This window comes from Streptomyces sp. NBC_00299 (assembly GCF_036173045.1).
In the GTDB taxonomy this organism is placed as follows: domain Bacteria; phylum Actinomycetota; class Actinomycetes; order Streptomycetales; family Streptomycetaceae; genus Streptomyces; species Streptomyces machairae.
Genome location: NZ_CP108039.1, coordinates 2,323,262 through 2,346,109, shown reverse-complemented (window position 1 = coordinate 2,346,109; position 22,848 = coordinate 2,323,262). Strand labels below are relative to the sequence as shown.

Annotated in this window: 11 protein-coding genes and 1 pseudogene; 9 read left to right on the top strand and 3 right to left on the bottom strand. The window is 68.6% G+C overall.

The window, feature by feature from the left end:
- Nucleotides 1-35 precede the first annotated feature (35 nt).
- Together acnA and OHT51_RS10140 are read left to right on the top strand one after the other, a co-directional pair.
- Nucleotides 36-2,753 carry an aconitate hydratase AcnA gene (gene acnA, locus OHT51_RS10145; protein WP_328878587.1) on the top strand — a complete coding sequence of 906 codons (2,718 nt, stop codon included), beginning with the start codon at nucleotides 36-38 and terminating at the stop codon, nucleotides 2,751-2,753.
- A gap of 221 nt (nucleotides 2,754-2,974) precedes the next feature.
- A pseudogene (locus tag OHT51_RS10140) lies at nucleotides 2,975-3,892 on the top strand (HAMP domain-containing protein); the annotation flags it as partial.
- A 76-nt stretch (nucleotides 3,893-3,968) separates the two neighbouring features.
- Here OHT51_RS10140 and OHT51_RS10135 read toward each other — a convergent pair.
- The gene (locus tag OHT51_RS10135) at nucleotides 3,969-6,668 is read right to left on the bottom strand and encodes a SpoIIE family protein phosphatase (RefSeq protein ID WP_328878586.1); all 2,700 of its coding nucleotides are present in this window, start codon (nucleotides 6,666-6,668) and stop codon (nucleotides 3,969-3,971) included.
- Nucleotides 6,669-6,688: 20 nt separating this feature from the next.
- A complete protein-coding gene (locus OHT51_RS10130; RefSeq protein WP_328878585.1) occupies nucleotides 6,689-7,351 on the bottom strand; it encodes a Uma2 family endonuclease in 663 nt (220 codons plus the stop codon).
- Between the two features lie 296 nt (nucleotides 7,352-7,647).
- Between OHT51_RS10130 and OHT51_RS10125 the strand changes: the two genes are divergently transcribed.
- Together OHT51_RS10125 and OHT51_RS10120 are read left to right on the top strand one after the other, a co-directional pair.
- Nucleotides 7,648-8,748, top strand: coding sequence for a lytic polysaccharide monooxygenase auxiliary activity family 9 protein (locus OHT51_RS10125; protein WP_328878584.1), 1,101 nt, complete (start codon nucleotides 7,648-7,650; stop codon nucleotides 8,746-8,748).
- A gap of 358 nt (nucleotides 8,749-9,106) precedes the next feature.
- Nucleotides 9,107-12,376, top strand: coding sequence for a GH92 family glycosyl hydrolase (locus OHT51_RS10120; RefSeq protein WP_328878583.1), 3,270 nt, complete (start codon nucleotides 9,107-9,109; stop codon nucleotides 12,374-12,376).
- 206 nt (nucleotides 12,377-12,582) lie between these two features.
- Here the strand turns inward: OHT51_RS10120 and OHT51_RS10115 are convergent, their stop codons facing one another.
- The gene (locus tag OHT51_RS10115; RefSeq protein ID WP_328884295.1) at nucleotides 12,583-16,329 is read right to left on the bottom strand and encodes a GH92 family glycosyl hydrolase; all 3,747 of its coding nucleotides are present in this window, start codon (nucleotides 16,327-16,329) and stop codon (nucleotides 12,583-12,585) included.
- Nucleotides 16,330-16,743: 414 nt separating this feature from the next.
- Here OHT51_RS10115 and ngcE point away from each other — a divergent pair, with 414 nt between their 5' ends.
- The 5 genes from ngcE to OHT51_RS10090 all read left to right on the top strand — a co-directional run bounded on the left by ngcE (nucleotide 16,744) and on the right by OHT51_RS10090 (nucleotide 22,785).
- Nucleotides 16,744-18,219, top strand: coding sequence for an N-acetylglucosamine/diacetylchitobiose ABC transporter substrate-binding protein (gene ngcE, locus OHT51_RS10110; RefSeq protein WP_328878582.1), 1,476 nt, complete (start codon nucleotides 16,744-16,746; stop codon nucleotides 18,217-18,219).
- A 51-nt stretch (nucleotides 18,220-18,270) separates the two neighbouring features.
- Nucleotides 18,271-19,194 (top strand): carbohydrate ABC transporter permease, encoded by a 924-nt coding sequence (locus OHT51_RS10105; RefSeq protein WP_328878581.1) that lies wholly within the window; start codon nucleotides 18,271-18,273, stop codon nucleotides 19,192-19,194.
- 12 nt (nucleotides 19,195-19,206) lie between these two features.
- On the top strand, nucleotides 19,207-20,139 hold the full coding sequence (locus tag OHT51_RS10100) for a carbohydrate ABC transporter permease (protein WP_328878580.1): 933 nt from the start codon (nucleotides 19,207-19,209) through the stop codon (nucleotides 20,137-20,139).
- A gap of 209 nt (nucleotides 20,140-20,348) precedes the next feature.
- Complete coding sequence (locus OHT51_RS10095; RefSeq protein WP_328878579.1) at nucleotides 20,349-21,548, top strand: ROK family transcriptional regulator; 1,200 nt, start codon at nucleotides 20,349-20,351, stop codon at nucleotides 21,546-21,548.
- Between the two features lie 133 nt (nucleotides 21,549-21,681).
- The gene (locus OHT51_RS10090) at nucleotides 21,682-22,785 is read left to right on the top strand and encodes a substrate-binding domain-containing protein (RefSeq protein WP_328884294.1); all 1,104 of its coding nucleotides are present in this window, start codon (nucleotides 21,682-21,684) and stop codon (nucleotides 22,783-22,785) included.
- Nucleotides 22,786-22,848 lie beyond the last annotated feature (63 nt).

Sequence of the window (22,848 nt, the reverse complement as noted above, 5' to 3'; positions counted from 1 at the left end):
GTGGTGGTACGCGCACATCAATGAAGGAGACTGTCGTGTCGGCGAACAGCTTCGACGCCCGCAGCACGCTGCAGGTGGGCGACGAGTCGTACGAGATCTTCCGGCTGGACAAGGTCGAGGGCTCCGCGCGCCTCCCCTACAGCCTGAAGGTGCTGCTGGAGAACCTCCTCCGCACCGAGGACGGCGCGAACATCACCGCCGACCACATCCGTGCCCTCGGCAGCTGGGACTCCCAGGCCCAGCCGTCGCAGGAGATCCAGTTCACGCCCGCCCGCGTGATCATGCAGGACTTCACCGGCGTGCCCTGTGTCGTGGACCTCGCCACCATGCGTGAGGCCGTGAAGGAGCTCGGCGGCGACCCCGCGAAGGTCAACCCGCTCTCCCCGGCCGAGCTGGTCATCGACCACTCCGTCATCGCCGACAAGTTCGGCACCAACGACGCCTTCGCGCAGAACGTCGAGCTGGAGTACGGCCGCAACCGCGAGCGCTACCAGTTCCTGCGCTGGGGCCAGACCGCCTTCGACGACTTCAAGGTCGTCCCGCCGGGCACCGGCATCGTCCACCAGGTGAACATCGAGCACCTGGCGCGCACGGTCATGGTCCGTAACGGCCAGGCCTACCCCGACACCCTCGTCGGCACCGACTCGCACACCACCATGGTCAACGGCCTCGGCGTCCTCGGCTGGGGCGTCGGCGGCATCGAGGCCGAGGCCGCGATGCTCGGCCAGCCGGTCTCCATGCTCATCCCGCGCGTCGTCGGCTTCAAGCTGACCGGTGAGCTCAAGCCCGGCACCACCGCCACCGACCTCGTGCTGACCATCACCGAGATGCTCCGCAAGCACGGTGTCGTCGGCAAGTTCGTCGAGTTCTACGGCGAGGGCGTCGCCGCCACCTCGCTGGCCAACCGCGCCACCATCGGCAACATGTCGCCGGAGTTCGGCTCCACCGCCGCGATCTTCCCGATCGACGGCGAGACCATCAAGTACCTGAAGCTGACCGGCCGTGACGCCCAGCAGCTCGCGCTGGTCGAGGCGTACGCCAAGGAGCAGGGCCTCTGGCTGGACCCGGCCGCCGAGCCGGACTTCTCCGAGAAGCTGGAGCTGGACCTGTCGACGGTCGTCCCGTCGATCGCCGGCCCGAAGCGCCCGCAGGACCGTATCGTCCTGGCCAACGCGGCCCAGCAGTTCTCCCAGGACGTCCTCAACTACGTCGACTCCGTGGACGAGTCCGGCAAGGAGTCCTTCCCGGCCTCCGACTCGCCGGCCGTCGCCCCGAACGGCGCCCCGTCGAACCCGGTCACCGTCACCGCCCCCGACGGCTCGACCTACGAGATCGACCACGGTGCGGTCACGGTCGCGGCCATCACCTCCTGCACCAACACCTCCAACCCGTACGTCATGGTCGCCGCCGCGCTGGTGGCCAAGAAGGCGGTCGAGAAGGGCCTGACCCGCAAGCCGTGGGTCAAGACCACCCTCGCCCCGGGTTCGAAGGTCGTCACCGACTACTTCGACAAGGCGGGCCTGACCCCGTACCTCGACAAGGTCGGCTTCAACCTCGTCGGCTACGGCTGCACCACCTGCATCGGCAACTCCGGTCCGCTGCCGGAGGAGGTCTCCAAGGCCGTCAACGACCACGACCTCGCGGTCACCTCGGTCCTCTCCGGCAACCGGAACTTCGAGGGCCGTATCAACCCCGACGTCAAGATGAACTACCTGGCCTCCCCGCCCCTGGTCGTCGCGTACGCCCTCGCGGGCTCCATGAAGGTGGACATCACGCGCGACGCCCTCGGCGTCGACCAGGAGGGCAAGCCGGTCTTCCTGGCCGACATCTGGCCCTCCGAGGCCGAGGTCAACGACGTCGTGGCGAACGCCATCGGCGAGGACATGTTCAACAAGTCCTACCAGGACGTCTTCGCGGGCGACGCCCAGTGGCAGGCGCTGCCGATCCCGACCGGCAACACCTTCGAGTGGGACGCGGAGTCGACGTACGTCCGCAAGCCCCCGTACTTCGAGGGCATGACGATGGAGACCACCCCGGTCTCCGACATCACCGGCGCCCGCGTCCTGGCCAAGCTCGGCGACTCGGTGACGACGGACCACATCTCGCCCGCCGGCGCCATCAAGGCCGACACCCCGGCCGGCAAGTACCTCACGGAGCACGGCGTCGAGCGGCGCGACTTCAACAGCTACGGCTCGCGCCGCGGCAACCACGAGGTCATGATCCGCGGCACGTTCGCCAACATCCGCCTGCGCAACCAGATCGCGCCGGGCACCGAGGGCGGCTACACCCGCGACTTCACCCAGGCCGACGGCCCGGTGTCGTTCATCTACGACGCCTCGCGCAACTACATCGAGCAGGGCACCCCGCTGGCCATCCTGGCCGGCAAGGAGTACGGCTCCGGCTCGTCCCGCGACTGGGCCGCGAAGGGCACCGCGCTGCTCGGCGTCAAGGCCGTCATCGCCGAGTCCTACGAGCGCATCCACCGCTCGAACCTCATCGGCATGGGCGTCCTGCCGCTCCAGTTCCCGGAGGGCCAGTCCGCCGGGACCCTCGGCCTGACCGGCGAGGAGACCTTCTCCTTCACCGGTGTCGAGGAGCTCAACAACGGCACCACGCCGCGCACGGTCAAGGTCACCACCGACACGGGCGTCGAGTTCGACGCGGTCGTCCGCATCGACACCCCCGGTGAGGCCGACTACTACCGCAACGGCGGCATCATGCAGTACGTGCTGCGCTCCCTGATCCGCAAGTAAGCGGTCAAGCAGGCAGTACGGCAGGGCAGTTGACAGCCCTGCAAGGGCCGCACCCCCCGCGACGGGGGTGCGGCCCTTCGCCATGTCCGCGCGGGGAAAACCCCAGGTCATCACCCACCCTCAGGTGGAACACAGCGTTCCCTCAGCGGACCGGGACACGATCCGGACATGACTGGCACCGCAGGGTTCCGAAACGGCCGCGTCCGGGTGGAGGACGGGAGATGAGCCTGCGCCCGCGCCGCAGCCGACCTCAGGGGCGCACCCGCGTGCACCGCCCACGGGTGCGCACCCGCTCGCTGCGCACCCGCCTGCTCGTCCTCGTCAGCGCCACCCTCGTCCTCGTCTGCGCCACGATGGCGCTGACCACCGCCTTCGTCCAACGCGCCTACCTCATGGGCGACCTGGACGGCCGGGTCGCGGCGGCTGCCTCGCGCAGCCTGGGCGGGGCCTCGCTGCACCCGGAGATCGACGACGACCTGGGCTTCCTCGACGACAACGGCCACGCCACCGGCCTGCTCGCCGCCCGCCTCGACGAGGACGGCGCGATCGTCGCCGCCGAGGTCAGCCTCGGCGGCTCACCCAAGGGCCTCACCGCCGCGCAGACCGCGGCCCAGGCGGACATCGCGACGGACGGCTCCCAGCACACCCGGACCGTGCCGGGGCTCGGCGCCTACCGGCTCACCGCCGTCGAAAGCGGGCGCGTCCGCGTCCTCGCCGGGCTGCCCATGGACGACGTGCAGCGCATGATCGGCGGACTGGTCGTCGCCGAGGCGGTCGTAGCGGTGGCCGGGCTCTTCGTGGCGGGCTGCATCTGCACCGTGGTCATACGACGCCAACTGCGCCCCCTCGGCCGGGTCGCCGCCACCGCCGCCGAGGTCTCCCGCGCCCCGCTCGACCGTGGCGAGGTCACCGGCCTCACCCGTGTCCCGGCCGGGGACACCGACCCCGCCAGCGAGGCCGGACAGGTCGGCGCCGCCCTCAACCGCATGATCGACCACGTCGAGTCCTCCCTCACCGCCCGCCGGCACACCGAGGCACGCATGCGTCGCTTCCTCGCCGACGCCGGCCACGAACTGCGCACCCCGCTCGCCTCTTCCACGTGGCGCAGCACCGCCAACCGGTGCCTGGCACGCCTTGAAAGCTCGCGTTCGGTCATCATGCAGGTCTCCTAGATACGAGAGACCCACCTGTCAATAACGTCCGTCAGTTTTAGACCTAGACCCTGTCGTCCGGGACGATCTCCGGCAGCGCCTGTTCGGCCCAGATCACCTTGCCCTGCGGCGTGTACCGGGTGCCCCAGCGCTCGGTCATCTGCGAGACCAGGAACAGGCCCCGGCCTCCCTCATCGGTCGTCGCGGCGTACCGCAGGTGCGGGGAGGTGCTGCTGGCGTCGGCGACCTCGCAGATCAGCGTGCGGTCGCGGATCAGCCGCACGTGGATCGGCCCGCAGCCGTAGCGGATGGCGTTGGTGACGAGTTCGCTCAGTACGAGTTCCGTGGCGAAGTCCAGCTCGGACAGGCCCCACTCCGCGAGCTTCCCGGACACGGCTTCGCGCATCCCCGACACGGCGGCCGGGTCGCGTGGCACGTCCCAGTCGGCGACCCGGTCCGGCGGCAGCGCCCGGGTGCGCGCGATGAGGAGAGCGACGTCGTCCTTGGGCCGCCCGGGAAGGAGTTCGTCCAGCACGGCCTGGCAGCTCTCCTCCGGCGGCCGGTCGGGGTGGCCCGTCAGCGCCTTGCGCAGCAGCTCCATGCCCACGTCGAGGTCCCGCGCGCGGTCCTCCACGAGGCCGTCGGTGTACAGGACGAGCTGGGAGCCCTCGTCGAGGTCCAGCTCCGCCGTCTGGAACGGCATGCCGCCGAGGCCGAGGGGCGGGCCTGCCGGCAGTTCGGGGAAGGTCACGCTGCCGTCGCGCTGGACCAGCGCCGGCGCCAGGTGCCCCGCCCGTGCCATGGCGCAGCGGCGCCTCGTGGGGTCGTAGATCGCGTACAGGCAGGTGGCGCCCACGATCTCCGCGGCCGTGTCCGCGCTCGAGGACTCGTCCTGGTCGATACGGCCCACCAGGTCGTCCAGATGGCCCAGCAACTCGTCGGGCGGCAGGTCGAGCGTGGAGAAGTTGTGCACCGCGGTACGCAGCCGTCCCATCGTGGCGGCGGCGTGCAGACCGTGCCCGACCACGTCGCCGACGACCAGCGCCACCCGGCTCCCCGGCAGCGGAATCACATCGAACCAGTCACCGCTCACGCCCGACTGCGCCGGGATGTAGCGGTAGCCGACGTCGAGGGCGCTCTGCTCGGGCAGGGCCCGCGGCAGCAGGCTGCGCTGGAGGGTGACCGCCAGGGCGTGCTCCCGGGTGTACCGGCGTGCGTTGTCGATGCTGACGGCGGCCCGGGCCACCAGCTCCTCCGCCAGCGACAGGTCCTCCTCGTCGAAGGGGTCGTGCCCCGCGGCGCGCCAGAAGTTGGCCATGCCCAGCACGACCCCGCGTGCCCGGATCGGGGCGGTGATCAGCGAGTGGATTCCGTACTCGAGGATGTCCCGGGTGGTTTCCCGGTCCTGCTCGTGCCAGTCCGTCGCGGTCGACAGGTCGGTCACCAGCTCGGAGCGGCCGGTGCCGTAGCCACGGCCCTGGGGTGAGGAGGGCAGGAAGTCGATCAGCCGGCCCTGTTCGTAGAGCGGATGGTCGTCGCGGATGCCGCGCACGGTGACGCGTCGTATGTCCGTCGCGGTGGGCGGCGGCTCGTCCCCGTGCACGACGCCGTCGGCCAGGTCCACGGTGACGAAGTCGGCGAAGCGGGGGACGGCGACCTGCGCCAGCTCGTCGGCCGTGCGGATCACGTCGAGGGTGGTGCCGATGCCCAGTCCCGCGTCGTACAGCAGATCCAGTCGCTCACGTGCGAGCTGCGCCCTGCCGGACACCGCTTGGAGCTCGGTGGTGTCGCGGAGGGTCACCACTGTTCCCCTGGGGCCTCCGTCACGGTCCGTGGTCCGCTGGTTGACCGCCAGCAGGCGTCCCCCGGCGATGTGCACCTCGTCGGTGGCCTCGCGCCCGGAGACGAGCAGGGCCGCCGTCTCGGGGTCGAGACCGGAGAGCTCCCGGACGTGCCGCCCCTCGGCGTCGGCGGACAGCTCCAGCAGCCGCCTGGCCTCGTCGTTGGCGAGGAGCAGCCGCCCGTCGTCACCGACGATGAGCACCCCTTCCCGTACGGAGTGCAGCACCGCGTCGTGGTGCTCGTACATGCGGCTCATCTCGTCCGGGGCCAGGCTATGGGTCTGCCGCCGCAGCCGCCGGCCCACCAGCGCCATCCCGCCGGTCGACACCACGAGCGCGCCGGCCCCGGCGCCCAGGATGATCGGCAGTTGTCGGTACACCTGGCTGGTCACGTTCTCGACCTTCATGCCCGAGGAGACGAGGGCGGTCACCCGGCCGGCGGCGTCGTGGATGGGAACCGTCGCCTGCACCTCGTCGCCCAGCGGACCCTGGACGCTCTCGGTGTAGACCTTCCCGTCCAGCGACGGCTCGATCCGGCCCACGAACCGTTTGCCGATCCGGTCCGGGAGGGGGTGGGTGTAGCGGATGCCCTTGGTGTCCATGATCACGATGAAGTCGACGCCCGCGGCCTTGCGCCCCGCTTCGGTGAGCGGCTGAAGGACGCTCGACGGGTCAGCCGTCCGCAGCGACGCCTCGACGCCCGGAGCGTGCGCGAAGGTCTGCGCGACAGCGACGGAGCGGCGCTTGGCCTCCGCGTTGGTGTCCCGATCCGACTGCAGAACCAGCGCGACGACGGCGCCGGCCACGAGCAGCACGACGAGCGCCACCTGCAGCACGAAAACCTGTCCGGCGACGCTTCGGGGGCTCTTGCCGATCAAGGACCGAAGGGAGTGGCGCCCAAAACGGGCGAAACGCTCCGCCATGCGGGCATTTGTAGCACCGCTCATGCCTGGTGGCTATGGCCGTCCAATCGGTGGACGGGTTTCGGGAGTGCGTACGGCCAGGTCAGCCGCACGAGCGCGTCGAGGTCGATCTCGATCGGGAACGGCAACTCGGTGCCGAGCTTGTCGTGGTGCACCGGATGTGACGGCGCGGGGAAGTAAGTGAGAGTGTCCGCGTTGAGCCAGTACTCGTGCACCGCGAGCTTCTGATCCCGGTCCAGTTCCATGCGCCAGTAGTACGGGACCCGGTGCGCGGCGAAGGGGGCGGGCTTGTGTACGCGGTCGTCCTGGCGGGAGCCGGGGGAGACGACTTCCACCGCCAGTGCGACCTTCGCTACCGGGATGCACTCGGCCTCGAAGAAGTTCAGATTCCGAGGGTCGTAGACGATCGCGTCGGGTTTGGGTGTGTTCCGGTCGTCCACCATTACGCACTGTTCGGTCAGGACCCGGTAGGGCGACACTCGCGCGGCCTTGAGTGCGTCGGCGATCCCGTCCCGCACTTCGTTGTGCCAGACATTGGTCTGCCCACGAGCCACGATCACTCCGTCCACGAGTTCCCAGTCGAAGGGCAGCTCCAAGTCCTTGACCTGGTCGAAGGTCCAGCCGTCGGCCGGAGGGAACATCCAGGTGTCCTCGGTAGCCGGTCCCCGCTGGGGTGTGGTCATCACTGCTCCCGTGGACGCCAGTGTGGACGCCGGTACGTGGCGTGATCGTACGTACGAAGGTATCGCCGCCCGAACCGGCGATGCCATGGCGCGCCATTGACGGTTGTGAAAGCCGTTTACAACCACGCCCCCCGGCGCTACCTTCCGCAACAGACGGGGTGGGAGCGCTCCCATAACTGGTGGACCGGAACCCGCCGCCCGGACCGCTCCCGCCCCGCGCGACCGCACCCAACAGCCGCACCCCCCACACACACGCATCCATACGGCCCGTATCTGAAGGAACGGACTCGACTGTCATGACCCTGACAACGCGTGCCCTGCGGGCGACCACCCCGCCACCCCGCCGATTAACCCGCCCCACCCGCACCAGAGCCTTCTTCCTCGTCCTGATCTCCCTCCTCGCCACCATCCCGGCCGTGGCCCTGGTCATGAGTACCGGCAGCGCGGCCGAGGCTCACGGCACGCCCATGAAGCCGGGCAGCCGCACCTTCCTGTGCTGGCAGGACGGCCTCACCGAGACCGGTGAGATCAAGCCCGTCAACCCGGCCTGCCGGGCGGCCCAGCAGGTCAGCGGGACCACGCCGTTCTACAACTGGTTCTCCGTGCTGCGCTCCGACGGCGCCGGCCGCACCCGTGGCTTCGTGCCCGACGGCGAGCTGTGCAGCGGCGGCAACACCAACTTCACCGGCTTCAACACGCCGAGCAAGGACTGGCCGCTCACTCATCTCACGTCGGGCGCGACGGTCGACTTCTCCTACAACGCCTGGGCGGCGCACCCGGGTTGGTTCCACGTCTACATCACCAAGGACGGCTTCGACCCGACCCAGCCCCTCACCTGGGACGACATGGAGGAGCGCCCGTTCCTGAGCGTCGATCACCCGCCGCTCAACGGCTCCCCGGGCACGGTCGAGGCCAACTACTCCTGGAGCGGGCAGCTTCCGGCGAACAAGTCGGGCCGCCACCTCGTCTACATGGTCTGGCAGCGCTCGGACAGCGCGGAGACCTTCTACTCCTGCTCCGACATCGTCTTCGACGGCGGCAACGGCGAGGTGACCGGCATCAAGGAGCCCGGCAACCCGACCGACCCGGTGCCCGGCGTTTGCTCCGCCACGCGCCGCACGACCGGCAGTTGGTCAGGCGGCTACCAGTCCGAGGTGACCGTCACCAACAGTGGCGACGTCCCGATGCTCGGCTGGATGGTCGACTGGACCCTTGCGGCCGGCCAGAAGGTCGAGAGCCTCTGGAGCGGCAACGCGACCTACACCGGCCAGGACGTGATGGTCCACAACGCCGACTGGAACGGCTCCCTCGATCCGGGGGAGAGCGCGACGTTCGGCTACGTCGTCTCCGGCTCCGGTGGTGACAGTGCGACGACTGTGCCCTGCCGGGTGGGCTGAACCCCGGGGCCCGATCCGCCGGAGGCCGTAGCTCCGGGCGGACCCGGTGGACGCTGAGCCGCCGTCCACCGGGTCCGCGAGCCGGACGGGCCCGAGGGGGGAAGTGGGGCCGTCCGGATGGTGCGTGGCTTGTGCGCTGCCGTGATGCGACAACGTTGTCGATCGGTCTGCACATGACTCTACCGCCTCAACGGACAACGATGTCAACTCAGTTGGCCTGCTCAGCCGTTCGGGTGCCCCGCCTGCGTGCCCTCGCCCCCGCAGGCGTTCTTCCGTGGTACGCGTGGCGCACGCTACTGTCCCTGCGGCTTGTGCGACCTGTGGTGCGCGACCCGTCCGAAGGAGGAGGGGCCGCGTCATGCGCTTCCGTCCCACGTCCCTGCTGCTGGCCGCCGTTCTCGCGGTCACCGGCGCCACCCCCGCCCTCGCGGCGACCACCGCACCCCCGGGCCTGGTCCAGGACCCCACCCCGTACGTCGATCCACTCATCGGCACCCGGAACGGCGGCAATGTCTTCCCGGGCGCCGTCACCCCGTTCGGCATGTTCTCCTTCAGCCCGGAGAACACCCGAGGCGATGCCACCCGCACGGCAGCGCCCGGTGGTTACCACTACGACGCCACCCGCATCCGGGGCTTCAGCCTGACCCACATGTCCGGTACCGGGTGCGCGGGCGGCAGCGGTGACATCCCCTTCTTCCCGTACGCCGGCGAGGTCACCTCGTCGCCCGCGAGCGACACCAAGGACGCCGTCTACGCCTCCGACTTCGCTCACGCCGACGAAACCGCCGAACCCGGCCGCTACAAGGTCCGCCTCGCGTCCGGTGTCACCGCCGACCTCACCGCCACCGCCCGCACCGGCTCGGCGCGCTTCACCTTCCCGGCCGACAAGCCGGCCTCGCTGCTGGTCAGGACCGCCAACTCCGAGGTGGGGTCGACCGATTCGACGGTCCGGATCGATCCGGCGAAGCGCACGGTCTCCGGGTCGGTCAGGTCCGGCAACTTCTGCGGGTACCTCGACCCCGAGGGCCAACGCGCCTACTACACCGTCCACTTCGTCGCTCGCTTCGACCGTGCCTTCAAGGCCACGGGCACCTGGCAGGACGATCACCTCAACCCCGGGTCCACTTCCGCGAGCGGCGGCACCGGCGGGTTCGCGAACGGCGGGCGGCCGGTGGCGGGCAAGGGCGCCGGCGGCTACGTCCAGTTCGCGCCCGGCGCCGGACCGGTGAACGTCAAGGTCGGCATCTCGTACGTCAGCCGGGCCGGCGCCGAGGCCAACCTCGCCGCGGAGAACCCGCCACAGCGCTCCTTCGACGCCGTACTCGACGCGGCCCGCCGCGCCTGGCGTGACCGCCTGTCCGCGATCCGCGTCGGCGGCGGCACCGACGCCGAGCGCACCACCTTCTACACCGCGCTGTACCACGCCCTCCTGCACCCGAACGTCATCAGCGACGCCGACCGCCGATACCGCGGCCCCGACGGCAAGGTCCACACCGTCAGCCGCGGCCACCGGGCCCAGTACGGCACCTTCTCCGGCTGGGACGTCTACCGCGACCAGGTCCAGCTGCTCACCCTGCTGAACCCCCGCGTCGGCTCGGACATCGCCCAGTCCCTGTACGAACTGGCGGAGCAGAACGGCGGCATCTGGGACCGCTGGCTGCAGGGCGCGAGCGGCACCCACGTCATGAACGGCGACCCCTCACCCATCGCGCTGGCCGGCATCCGCGCCTTCGGCGGCACGGACTTCGACCTCCGTGGGGCACTGAAGTCGCTGGTGAAGGCCGCGATCGTGCCCACGGACGAGGACCTGTCGCCGGCCGGCAAGCCGGTGCTGTCCGTCGGGCAGCGCCCCTCCCTGGACAAGTACCTCGAGCACCACTACATGCCGTCCGTGTCGAACGCGTGGGGCGGTGCCGCCGAGACGCTGGAAATGTCCGGCGCCGACTTCGCCCTCTCCCGACTCGCCGCCGAGGCAGGGCAGAAGGACACGGCGACGGCCTTCGCCCGCCGCTCCCAGTGGTGGCAGAACAACTTCAACATCGCCGCCACCCCGACCGGCGGCTACATCGCCAACCGCAAGGCCGACGGCAGCTGGGTCACGGGCTTCACCCCGGCCACCGGGAACGGGTTCGTGGAGGGTACGGCGGCCCAGTACACGTGGATGGTCCAGCACAACCCGGCGGGTCTGTTCGCCGCGATGGGCGGTCGGGACGCGGCCGTGAAACGCCTCGACGCCTTCTTCCGCAACGCCGACGGCAGCTGGGCCTTCACCGGCAGCGGCGGTGAGAAGTCCGAGCTGGACAACGAGCCGTCCATCAACGTGCCCTACCTGTACGCCTACGCGGGCGCCCCGCACAGGACACAGGAGACGGTCCGGGCGGCGATGCGTGAGCTGTGGTCCACCGAGCCCGAAGGCATCCCCGGCAACGACGACCTCGGTGCCATGTCGTCCTGGTACGTCTTCTCGGCGCTCGGCATGTACCCCCAGGTGCCGTCCCGCGGCGAACTGGTCCTCGCCTCACCGCTGTTCCCCCGCATCGAGATCGACCGCCCGAACGGCAACGACATCTCCGTGCACGCGGAGGGCGCCGCCGCCGACGCCCCTTACATCCGCTCCCTGAAGGTCAGCGGCCGCACGAGCGACCGTCCTTGGCTGCCGGCGTCCCTCGTACGTGACGGTGGCCGACTGGACTACGCCCTCTCCGGTACGCCCGACCCCGCCTGGGGAGCGTCGGAGGCCCCGCCGTCCTTCCGCGAGGGCGAGCAGCCGTACCAGATCGGCGTCGGCCCGACCACGGCGACCGTCGCGCCCGGTGGGACGGCGAAGGTCGGCATTCGCGCCCTGTCGATGGGCGGGGGAGAGGGCCCCGAGGTGCGCTACCGGGTCGACGTGCCCGACGGCGTCACGGCAACTCCGGCTGAAGGCACGGTGGTCGACGGCTCACAGGAGATCACGCTGAGCACCGCAGAGGGCGCGGCTCAGGGCTTCTACGACGTGGAGGTGACCGTGACCTCGGTCGACACCTCCTACGCACAGCCCGTCTCCCTGACCGTCGCCGCGCCCGGGACCCTCCTCGCCGCCTACAACAACACCGGCGTCTCCGACGACGCGGGTGACCACGACGAGGCCGACTTCGACGGCGGCGGCTGGAGCTACTCGCGCCAGGCGCTCGCCGGGGCCGGTCTGGCGCCGGGCAAGCAGGGCACGGTCGGCGGCGGGCTCAGCTTCATCTGGCCGGACTCGACGAGCGGCCGTCCGGACAACGTCTCGGCAGCGGGGCAGGTCGTCGAACTCGCGCGCCCGGCACGCCAGTTGTCCTTCCTCGGCAGCGGCGTGAACGGCAACCAGCAGTCCAGGGCCACCGTCACCTACACCGACGGTAGCACCGACACCGTCGACCTCGCCCTGACCGACTGGACCGTCGGCGGTGGCGCCGGGACGGTCCAGTACGGCAACGAGATCGTCGCCCGGGCCGCGTACCGGAACGTCGCCGGCGCGGACCGGGACCCCGTCGACACGTACGTCTTCGCCACCCGGCCGTTCAGCGCGCCGGCGGGCAAGGCGATCGCACGCGTGACGCTGCCCGAGGACAGCGACCTGCATGTGTTCACGCTGGCCGTGAGCTGAGACCTCAGGGGTTCAACTAGACGTCCAGTCAGTCTAGTTGGCGGTCACACATGCACCGCGAGAGGCCGTACAGCAGCCCGGACGCGCCGGACGCGGTGACGGTCGTAGGGCCGTCACCGCATCCGAAGGTGCAGGTCTCGGCCGGAACGCCGCGTCCGGCAGCCAGGCCGGATCGACACCCTGCATGAGACCCCCAATGCGCTTGCTCAGGCGAGCAGTTCCACTTCCGACACCACCGCCTCACCGTCGAACACGAGGCGGTACTTCCCGTACGTACCCGGTGACCCCACGGAGAACGCCCGTGTCTGCCGGTCCCAGGCGAAGGACTGCCCGGAGCGCTCGTCGAGGGTCCGCCAAGAGGTACCGTCGTTCGATCCCTGGAGCTTCCAGCCAGTCGGAGCCTTCGCCCGCTCGGCCGGTGACGTCAGGGTGTACTGCACGGCCTTGGTGCGCTCGGACACCGACAGCTGCAGCTCCGGCGAGGTGACACTCGCCTGCGTCGCCGACGTGTTGTCGAACAGCGCACCGTCACCCTTCAGTACGTCCGTACGGGGCGTCGGCACCTCGTCGTCCTCGGTGATCGACACCGGCGCGGCGTTCTTGCCGGTGCCCCACGAGGAGGGCCGCGGGCCCATGTCGAACTCCAGGACGCCACCCTTCGCGATCAGCGAGTGGGGGAGCGAAGTCGACTTCCACGAAGCGGCGTTGACCTTCAGGCCCTGCACGTACACATTGCGGGCGCTGTTCTTCGGTGCCTTGACGACGAGCTTGCGGCCGTTCTCCAGCTGGACCGTCGCCTTGGTGAACAGGGGCGACCCGATGGCGTACTCGCCACTGCCCATGACCAGCGGATAGAAGCCCAGCGCGGAGAACAGGAACCAGGCCGACTGCTCGCCGTTGTCCTCGTCGCCGTGGTAGCCCTGCCCGATCTCGCTGCCGACGTAGAGGCGGGACAGCACCTCACGGACGTTCTTCTGCGCCTTCCAGGGCTGCCCTGCGGCGTTGTACATGTAGTTCGCGTGATGGGCGACCTGGTTGGAGTGGCCGTACATGCCCATCCGGACGTCCCGCGCCTCCGTCATCTCGTGGATGACGCCTCCGTAGGAGCCGACGAAGTCGGGCGAGGCCGTCTCCGGGGTGGCGAAGTACTCGTCGAGCTTGTCCGCGAGGCCGCTGCGGCCGCCGTAGAGGTTGGCCAGGCCCCGGCTGTCCTGCGGGGCGGTGAAGGCATAGCCCCAGCCGTTCGTCTCCGTGTAGTCGTAGCCCCACACGCGCGGGTCGTACTTCGAGGACTCGACGCGCCAGTCGCCCTTCTCGTCGCGGCCCTGGAAGAAGCCCGCCTTGGAGTCGAAGAGGTTGACGTAGTCCTGGGCGCGGTTGAGGAAGTACGCCGACTCCTCCTTGTAGCGCTTGTCGCCGGTCTTCTTGTACAGGGCCTGGCCCATGCGGGCGATGCCGTAGTCGTTGAGGTAGCCCTCCAGGGCCCACGACAGGCCCTCGTGCGTCTCGGTGCTCGTGTAGCCGAGGAAGGGCGAGGTCGCCATCCCCTTGCGGCCCACACCGGACGACGGGGGCACCACGGTCGCGTTCTTCACGGCCGCGTCGTACGCCGACTTCGCGTCGAAGTCCACGCCCTTGACGTACGCGTCCGCGAAGGCGACATCCGACGACGTGCCCGTCATGAGGTCCGCGTAGCCGGGGGAGGACCAGCGGGACGTCCAGCCGCCGTCCTTGTACTGCTGGACGAAGCCGTCGACCATCTCGCCCGCCTGGCTCGGCGTGAGGAGCGAGTACGCCGGCCAGGTCGTCCGGTAGGTGTCCCAGAAGCCGTTGTTGACGTACACCTTGCCGTCCACGATCTTCGCGCCGGTGTGCGTCGGGGTGTCCGGATTCGGCATCGGCGAGAACGGGGACGCGTACTGGTACTTCGAACCGACCTTCTCGAAGCCGGAGTTGGGGTACAGGTACAGCCGGTACAGGCTGGAGTACAGCGTGGTCAGCTGGTCCTGCGTGGCGCCCTCCACCTCGACCTTGCCGAGCAGCTTGTCCCACTGGCGCTGGGCGCGCGACTTCACCGTCTCGAAGGAGGCGCCGTCGACCTCCTGGCGCAGATTGTCCTTCGCCTGGTCGAGGCTGATGAGCGAGGTGGCCAGGCGCAGCGTGACGGTGCGGTCGTCACCGGCGTCGAAGCGCAGCTGCCCCTTCACCCCGCTGGACGAGCCCTCGGTCACGGGCTTGTCGAACACGCCGTGGATGAAGAGACGGGTGGCGCCCGTGGACAGTCCGGACTTCACGTCCGAGTAGCCCGTGACGATCCCGTTCTCCTTGTCGAGCGTGAGCCCCGCCTGGTCCGTCACGTTGTCGAAGAGGACGCTCGCGTCGTCGCCCGGGTAGGTGAAGCGCAGCACCGCCGCATGGTCGGTCGGCGCCATCTCCGCCTTGAGCCCGTTCTCGAACCGCACTCCGTAGTAGTACGGCCGCGCGGTCTCGTTCTCATGCCGGAAGGCCAGCTCGCGCGCCTCACGCCCCGTGTCCGGGGTGCCGGAGGCGGCCGACGGCATCACCTGGAAGGTCTGCCGGTCACCCATCCAGGGGCTGGGCTCATGGCTGGCGCTGAACGCCTGGATCGTCGGCAGGTTGTCGTCGTTGTTCGCGCGTGCGTAGTCGTACAGCCAGCTCAGCGAGCCCGCGTTCGTCACCGGCGTCCAGAAGTTGAAGCCGTGCGGGACGGCGGTCGCCGGGAAGTTGTTGCCGCGCGAGAAGCCGCCGCTGGAGAGGGTGCCGCGGGTGGTGAGCGCGTAGTCCGACTTGTGGGCCTTCGGCTTCTCCGGTGCGACGGACTTCAGCGTGATGTCGTCCAGCCAGCCCCGGAACTTCGCCGGGCCCTTGGGGGAGTCGTACGCCACGAGTATCCGGTCGACCGTCTTGCCGCCCGCGACCGATCCGATCCGCGAGGCGACGGCGTTCCACTGGTTGACGTACAGCACCTTCGCCGCACCCTGTCCGCGCGGGGAGAGCGGGAAGCCGTGCTGGTCGGTGGCGCCCAGGTCGCTGAGGTAGGTGCCGTCGGTGAAGGCCAGGTCGACCGAGACGTTCGTGGCGTCGTAGTCGCGGTCGCCGTCCGCCATCGACGGGAAGACGCGGTACGACAGCCGGGTGTCGCGGCCGACGGCCACGTTCACGTCGTAGACCTTGTTGTACGAGTACGCCCGCCCGTCGGCCGTGTGCCGGCCGGCGTAGCGCAGCGCCCGCTTGCCGGTGAAGCCGGCGCCCGCCTTCGCGGTCGGGGAGCCGCTCGGGCCGCGGTCGACGAGGGAGAGCATGTCCTGCGGGACCGGGCCGTCGCTGCCGCCCGTGGAGAACTGGACGTCCGCGAGCTGCAGGATGTCGGAGGCGCCGTTGTTCTGGGTGATTTCCAGCCGGAAGTGCTGATATTCGGCCGGTTCCGAGAGGTCATACGTCTTTGTCTGGAACCGTTCGGTGAACGTCTCGCCGGAGCGGGTGTCGAGGCTCTTCCAGTCCTTGCCGTCCGTGGACCCCTTCAGGGTCCAGTCCCGCGGGTCACGTTCGGCGTAGTCGTTTGCCGATGTAAGAGCGTATTTCGATATTTTCATCGGTTTGTCGAGGTCGAACTCCACCCACCCGGTGGATTCGAAGACCAGCCACTTGCTGCTGGACTCCCCGTCGGAGAGGTTCTCCTTGACCTCGCCGCCGCCGGTGTTCTCGCCGCTGGCCCGGACGTCGGTGACGTGGTCGGTCACATTGCCCGGAATGCCGCTGCTGTAGCCGCCGTCGACGCCCGAGGCGCGCTTGCCTCCGTCCGGGGCGGTGTCGACGGTATTGAGCCAGTCGGGTGCCGGATCGCCGGCCTCGAACGAGGACGCGAAACTCCGGTCAGCCGTCGCGGGGGCCTCGGGCAGGGCTACCGCCACGCCCTGCGAGGCCACGGTCAGAGCAAAGGCGGTCGCCGACACGACCGCCGTACCCCATCTGTGCCGAGCTCTCTGCTGCTTCAACGGGTACCCTCCCTGCGCACGGGACAACGTTGTCAACTTCGCTGCGCAAGGATTAGTTGTGGCTCAAGTGCCGGGTATTGTCAAGGGTGTTGGGTGCGGCATACGAGGCCTATGTCGCGGATTATTCCGGGCAAGCCGCACACAGGCCGCTCATATTTCCGCGAGGTCTCAACTCGGAAAAGACCACCGGCCAACCTTGCATTCGATCTTGCTCCGCTGGCGGGAAGTGGACTATACCTGTCGGCACTTCACATGATTCCGCACTTCCTGCACAACCCAGCGTGACCCGACCGCGGTGCCGGGGAGGATCCGGTTCACCGCCTGAGTCCTGGAGAAGGCGAGGACTTGAGCATGGGATCCACTTCCGCCGAGAACACCGAGAACACCGAGAACACCGGCTCCGCACGTGTGGGGCGCCGCGATCTGATCAGGCGGTCCGCCGCCCTCGGTCTGATCTCCGTACCGACGATGAGTTTCCTCTCCGCGTGTGCCACCGGCGGAGGCGGCGGCAGCGACGATGAGAGCAAGGCCCCGGGTGGCGCGAAGTCCGCCACCAACCCCCTCGGGGTGAAGCAGGGCACCGCGCTGGAGGCGTTCATCTTCAAGGGCGGCCTGGGTGACCAGTACGCCAAGGACGCCGAGGCCGACTACAAGTCGAAGTACAAGGCCGAGGTCAAGCACACCGGCACCCAGCAGGTCGGCCCGAAGCTGACCCCGCGCTTCGCCGGCGGCAACCCGCCGGACGTCATCGACAACTCCGGCGCCGACCACCTGGACATGAACAAGCTGTCCACGCAGGGCCAGCTCCAGGATCTGAAGGCGCTGCTCGACGCGCCCTCGCTGGACGACCCGAGCAAGAAGATCTCGGACGTCATCCACCCGAGCACCATCGAGAAGGGCAAGCACGGCGAGACCTTCGACGTGCTCTACTACGCCTTCACCATCTACGGCACCTGGTACTCGCAGAAGGCCCTCGACGACAACGGCTGGCAGTACCCCAAGACCCTCGACGAGATGGTCAAGCTCTGCGGCGAGATCAAGAAGAAGGGCATCGCGCCCTGGACGTACGCCGGAAAGTATCCGTACTACGTCCACTTCAACCTTTTCGCGCAGATCGCGAAGATCGGTGGCATGGAGGGCTGGATCGCCATCGACAACCTGGAGCCCAACGCTTGGACCAGCAACGACGCGGTGAAGCAGGTCGTCGAGCACTACGAGGAGCTGGCCGCCAAGAAGTACTTCCTGGCGGGCAGCCAGGGCCTGACGCACATTCAGTCGCAGACCGCCTGGAACAAGGGCAAGGCCGTCTTCATCCCCAACGGCTCCTGGGTGGAGAACGAGGCCGCCCCGACCACGCCCAAGGACTTCGGGATGTCCGTCGGCGCCCTCTTCGACGGCTCCGCCGGCGACAAGCTGCCGAACGGCACCCTGCGCGCCGAGCCCAGCGAGCCGTACATCGTGTCCGCCAAGGGCAAGAACCCGGCCGGCGGCATGGAACTGCTGCGCATCATGCTCTCCAAGAAGCACGCGCAGAACTTCGCCACCAAGGTCAAGTCGCTCACCTGTGTGGTCGACGCGACCGAGGGCATGACTCTCTCGCCGGGCCTCGCCTCGGCGAGCAAGGCGTTCAAGGACGCCGGGGACAACATCATCAGCCTCCAGCTCCAGGAGTGGTACCCCTCGCTCACCGACGAGAAGATCGGCGGTCTCACCGGCCAGCTGCTCACCGGTGAACTGAAGGCGGCCGACTGGATCAAGAAGGCGCAGGAATACGCCGACGCCGTGGCGAAGGACGATTCCGTGAAGAAGTTCAAGCGCGAGAAGTAAGAGTCCGGTCCAGCACAACGGCGCTCGAAGGGGAAGGGGCCGGGAAGCACCATGCAACACGGCAAATACCGATTCATCGTGGGCTTCCTGGCCCTGCCCGTCATCGTGTATGCGGTCTTTGTGATCTCGCCGTTCGTCCAGGCGTTCCAGATCTCGCTGACCGACTGGTCGGGCCTGGTCGGCACGGCGAAGTTCGTCGGCCTCGAGAACTTCGAAAGGCTCTGGCACAACGAGGACTTCTGGAACGCGCTGTGGCACAACGTCTACATGCTGATCGCGGTGCCGATCGTGACGCTGGGACTCGGCCTGTTCTTCGCCTTCATGCTGAATGTCGGCGGAAAGCGACGCAAGAACGAAGTCATCACCGGTGTCGCGGGTTCGAAGTTCTACCGTTTCGTCTTCTTCTTCCCGCAGGTCATTTCCATCACCATCATCGCCGTCATCTGGTTCAACATCTACAACCCGGACCCGCAGGACGGCATGCTCAACTCCCTGCTGGGCGCGGTCGGTCTGGACGGCTGGCAGAACGCCTGGCTGGGCGAGAAGAGCCTCGCCCTGCTGTGCATCATGGCGGTGATGATCTGGTCCCACGTCGGCTTCTACGTCGTGCTGTTCTCGGCGGCGATGGCCTCCATCCCGCGGGACATCTACGAGGCGGCGCTGCTCGACGGCGCGGGCCGCTTCCCCACCTTCTTCAGGATCACCCTGCCGCTGCTGTGGGACACCGTGCAGACCGGCTGGGTGTACATGGGCATCATCGCCCTGGACGGCTTCGCCCTGGTGCAGATCATGTCGGTCAACATGGGCGGCCCCGACGGCGCCACGGACGTCATGCCGCTGCGCCTGTATCTGACGGCGTTCCGCGACAGCCAGTTCGGCTACGCGTCCGCGATGGGCGTCGCGATGCTCATCGTCACCATGACGTTCGCAGTGCTCACCCTGCGCTTCGCGCGGCGTGAGCGGATCGAGTTCTAGGGGTACGGGGCGATGACGACCGACACGAACACCGGCACGGTCACCAAGACGGACGAGGCGGACCGGCCGAGCGTCACCAAGAAGCTCGGCGCGACCGACGGCCGCAGCTCCGAGGGCGGCATCCTGCACGTCTTCTCGCACGGCATGCTCGTCCTGTGGGCGCTGATGGTCGGCGTGCCGCTGCTGTGGGTGCTGTGGAGCTCCTTCAAGACCAGCAACGGCATCCTCTCCGACCCGTGGGGGCTGCCGACCTCGTTGCACTTCGAGAACTGGGCCAACGCCTGGAACAAGGCGAACATGGGCCAGTACTTCCTCAACACCGCCATCGTGGTGGGCGGTTCGGTGGTCGGCACCATGGTGCTGGGCTCGATGGCCGCCTATGTGCTGGCCCGCTTCACCTTCCCGGGCAACCGGTTCATCTACTTCATGTTCGTGGCCGGCATGTCCTTCCCGGTCTTCATGCTGGTCATCCCGCTGTTCTTCGTGCTGCGGGACTTCCCCGGCAGCTCGCTGCTGGCGACCTACCACGGGCTGATCCTCGTCTACATCGCCTATTCGCTGCCGTTCACGGTCTTCTTCATGACCGCGTTCTTCCGCACGCTGCCGACGTCGGTCGCGGAGGCCGCACTGATCGACGGGGCGTCGCACACGCGAACGTTCTTCCAGGTGATGGTGCCGATGGCCAAGCCGGGTCTGATCAGCATCGGCATCTTCAACTTCCTGGGGCAGTGGAACCAGTACCTGCTGCCGATGGTCCTCAACCAGAACGAGGACAAGTACGTGCTCACCCAGGGCCTGGCGATGATCGCCCTGCAGCAGGGCTACGAGAACGACTGGGGCGCCCTGATGGCCGGCATGATGATCGCGATGCTGCCGGTGCTGATCGTCTACTTCATCTTCCAACGGCAGGTGCAGGCGGGCCTGACGGCCGGTGCGCTGAAGTAAACGCTCTCTGTTGGCCCCACCGTAAGCGCCACGTCACCTCACGTCACACGTGAGCCGTCCCACACCGGGGCGGCTCACGCGTGCGTGTGCACACTTCCGGATCCGGTTCAACCTCTTGACGGGAGGCAACCCGAACGGCTCAGCTTAGAGTTCACTAGTTGGACACGGACGGGGCCTCATCGAAGCGGTCCCGCGCGCAGGAGGTCGTCGTGGAGACTCCGGGGTCGCAGTCGTCGCTGCACCGAGCCAACCTGGAGCGGGTCGTCCGGGCCGTCCGGCTTGCCGGATCGCTCACCCAGGCGGAGATCGCCAGGACCACGGGTCTGTCGGCGGCGACGGTCTCCAACATCGTCCGGGAGCTCAAGGACGGCGGCACGGTCGAGGTCACGCCCACCTCGGCGGGTGGCCGACGGGCCCGCAGCGTCTCCCTGAGCGGGGACGCCGGGATCGTCATAGGGGTCGACTTCGGGCACACCCATTTGCGCGTCGCGGTCGGGAACCTCGCCCACCAGGTGCTGGCCGAGGAGGCCGAGCCGCTGGATGTCGACGCCTCCTCGACGCAGGGCTTCGACCGGGCCGAGGAGCTGGTCAACCGGCTGATCGCGGCGACCGGCGTCGACCGGTCCAAGATCGCAGGCGTCGGCCTCGGCGTGCCCGGCCCGATCGACGTCGAGTCCGGCACCCTCGGTTCGACCGCCATCCTGCCCGGCTGGACCGGCACCAAGCCCGCCGAGGAGCTGCGCGGCCGGCTCGGCGTGCCCGTGCACGTGGACAACGACGCCAACCTGGGCGCCCTGGGCGAGCTGGTCTGGGGCAGCGGGCGGGGTGTGCGGGACCTGGCGTACATCAAGGTCGCCAGCGGTGTCGGCGCCGGCCTCGTGATCAGCGGCAAGATCTACCGGGGCCCGGGCGGCACAGCGGGAGAAATCGGGCATATTACTCTGGACGAATCCGGCCCGGTCTGCCGCTGCGGAAACCGGGGCTGTCTGGAGACCTTCGCGGCCGCGCGCTATGTGCTTCCGCTGCTCCAGTCCAGCCACGGCACCGACCTCACCATGGAGGGCGTCGTGCGGCTGGCCAGGGACGGAGACCCGGGCTGCCGTCGCGTGATCGCCGACGTCGGCCGCCACATCGGCAGTGGAGTCGCGAATCTCTGCAACCTCCTGAACCCGAGCCGCGTGGTCCTCGGCGGTGATCTCGCCGAGGCCGGTGAGCTGGTCCTCGGGCCCATCCGGGAGTCTGTCGGCCGCTACGCCATTCCCAGCGCGGCGCGCCAACTGTCCGTTCTCCCCGGGGCACTTGGCGGTCGTGCGGAAGTGCTCGGGGCCCTCGCGCTCGCGCTCAGCGAGATGGGGGATTCAACCCTTTTGGACAGCACGCTGCACGCGGCCACGCCTGCCTTCACTTAGAGAACGTATGGCACCGTTGCCAACCCGTTAAGGATTTACTTCTTGACGTCGCACGTGTGGCCGAGTTGACTTCCAGCCACCTCGGCCGCAACGTCGCGGCCTCGTCAGGGAGGTTTCTGAAGTGAACACGCGTATGCGTCGTGCCGCCGTTGCCATTGCCGCAGGTGCGATGGCCGTCTCGCTGGCTGCCTGTGGCAGCGCCGAGGAAGCCGGCGGCGACAACGACTCCACCGCCTCCGCCGCCAAGGGCAATGACATCAAGGTCGGTCTCCTGCTCCCGGAGAACCAGACCGCGCGCTACGAGAAGTTCGACCGGCCGCTGATCGAGGAAAAGATCAAGGAGCTGACGGACGGCAAGGCGAAGATCGACTACAACAACGCCAAGCAGGACGCCAACCTGCAGGCCCAGCAGGTCGACACCATGATCACCAACAAGGTGGACGTCCTCATCCTGGACGCCGTCGACGCCAAGGCGATCAAGAACTCCGTGCAGAAGGCCGTCGACGCCGGCATCAAGGTCGTCGCCTACGACCGTCTGGCCGAGGGCCCGATCAGCGCCTACACCTCGTTCGACAACGTGTCCGTCGGCAAGACCCAGGGCGAGGCCCTGCTGAAGGCGCTGGGCGACAAGGCGACCAAGGACTCCAAGGTCGTCATGATCAACGGCTCGGTCACCGACCCGAACGCCGCGCAGTTCAAGGAAGGCGCCCACTCCGCGCTCGACGGCAAGGTCACCATCGCCAAGGAGTACGACACCAAGGAGTGGAAGCCGGAGAACGCCAACTCCGAGATGGAAGCGGCGATCTCGGCGGTCGGCAAGAACAACATCGCCGGCGTCTACTCGGCCAACGACGGCATGGCCGGCGGTATCATCACCGCGCTCAAGGCCGCGGGCATCAGCGTCCCGGTCACCGGTCAGGACGCCGAGCTGGCCGCCGTGCAGCGCATCGTCACCGGCGAGCAGTACATGAGCGTCTACAAGCCGTACGCCCCCGAGGCCACCGCCGCGGCCGAGATGGCCGTCGCGCTCGCCCAGGGCAAGTCGCTCGACTCCATCGCCAAGGACAAGGTCGACAGCGGCAGCGAGAAGGGCATCCCGTCGGTGCTCGTGCCCGTCACCTCGCTGACGAAGGACAACATCAACGACACCGTCATCAAGGACGGCGTCTACACGGTCGACGAGATCTGCACCGGCAAGTACAAGGCCGCTTGCGACAAGGCCGGCGTCACCGGCTGAGCCGTATCGGCGAAAGCAGGCTCAGGCCCCTTTCCAGATGCGGGAATTCACCCTTGAATTCCC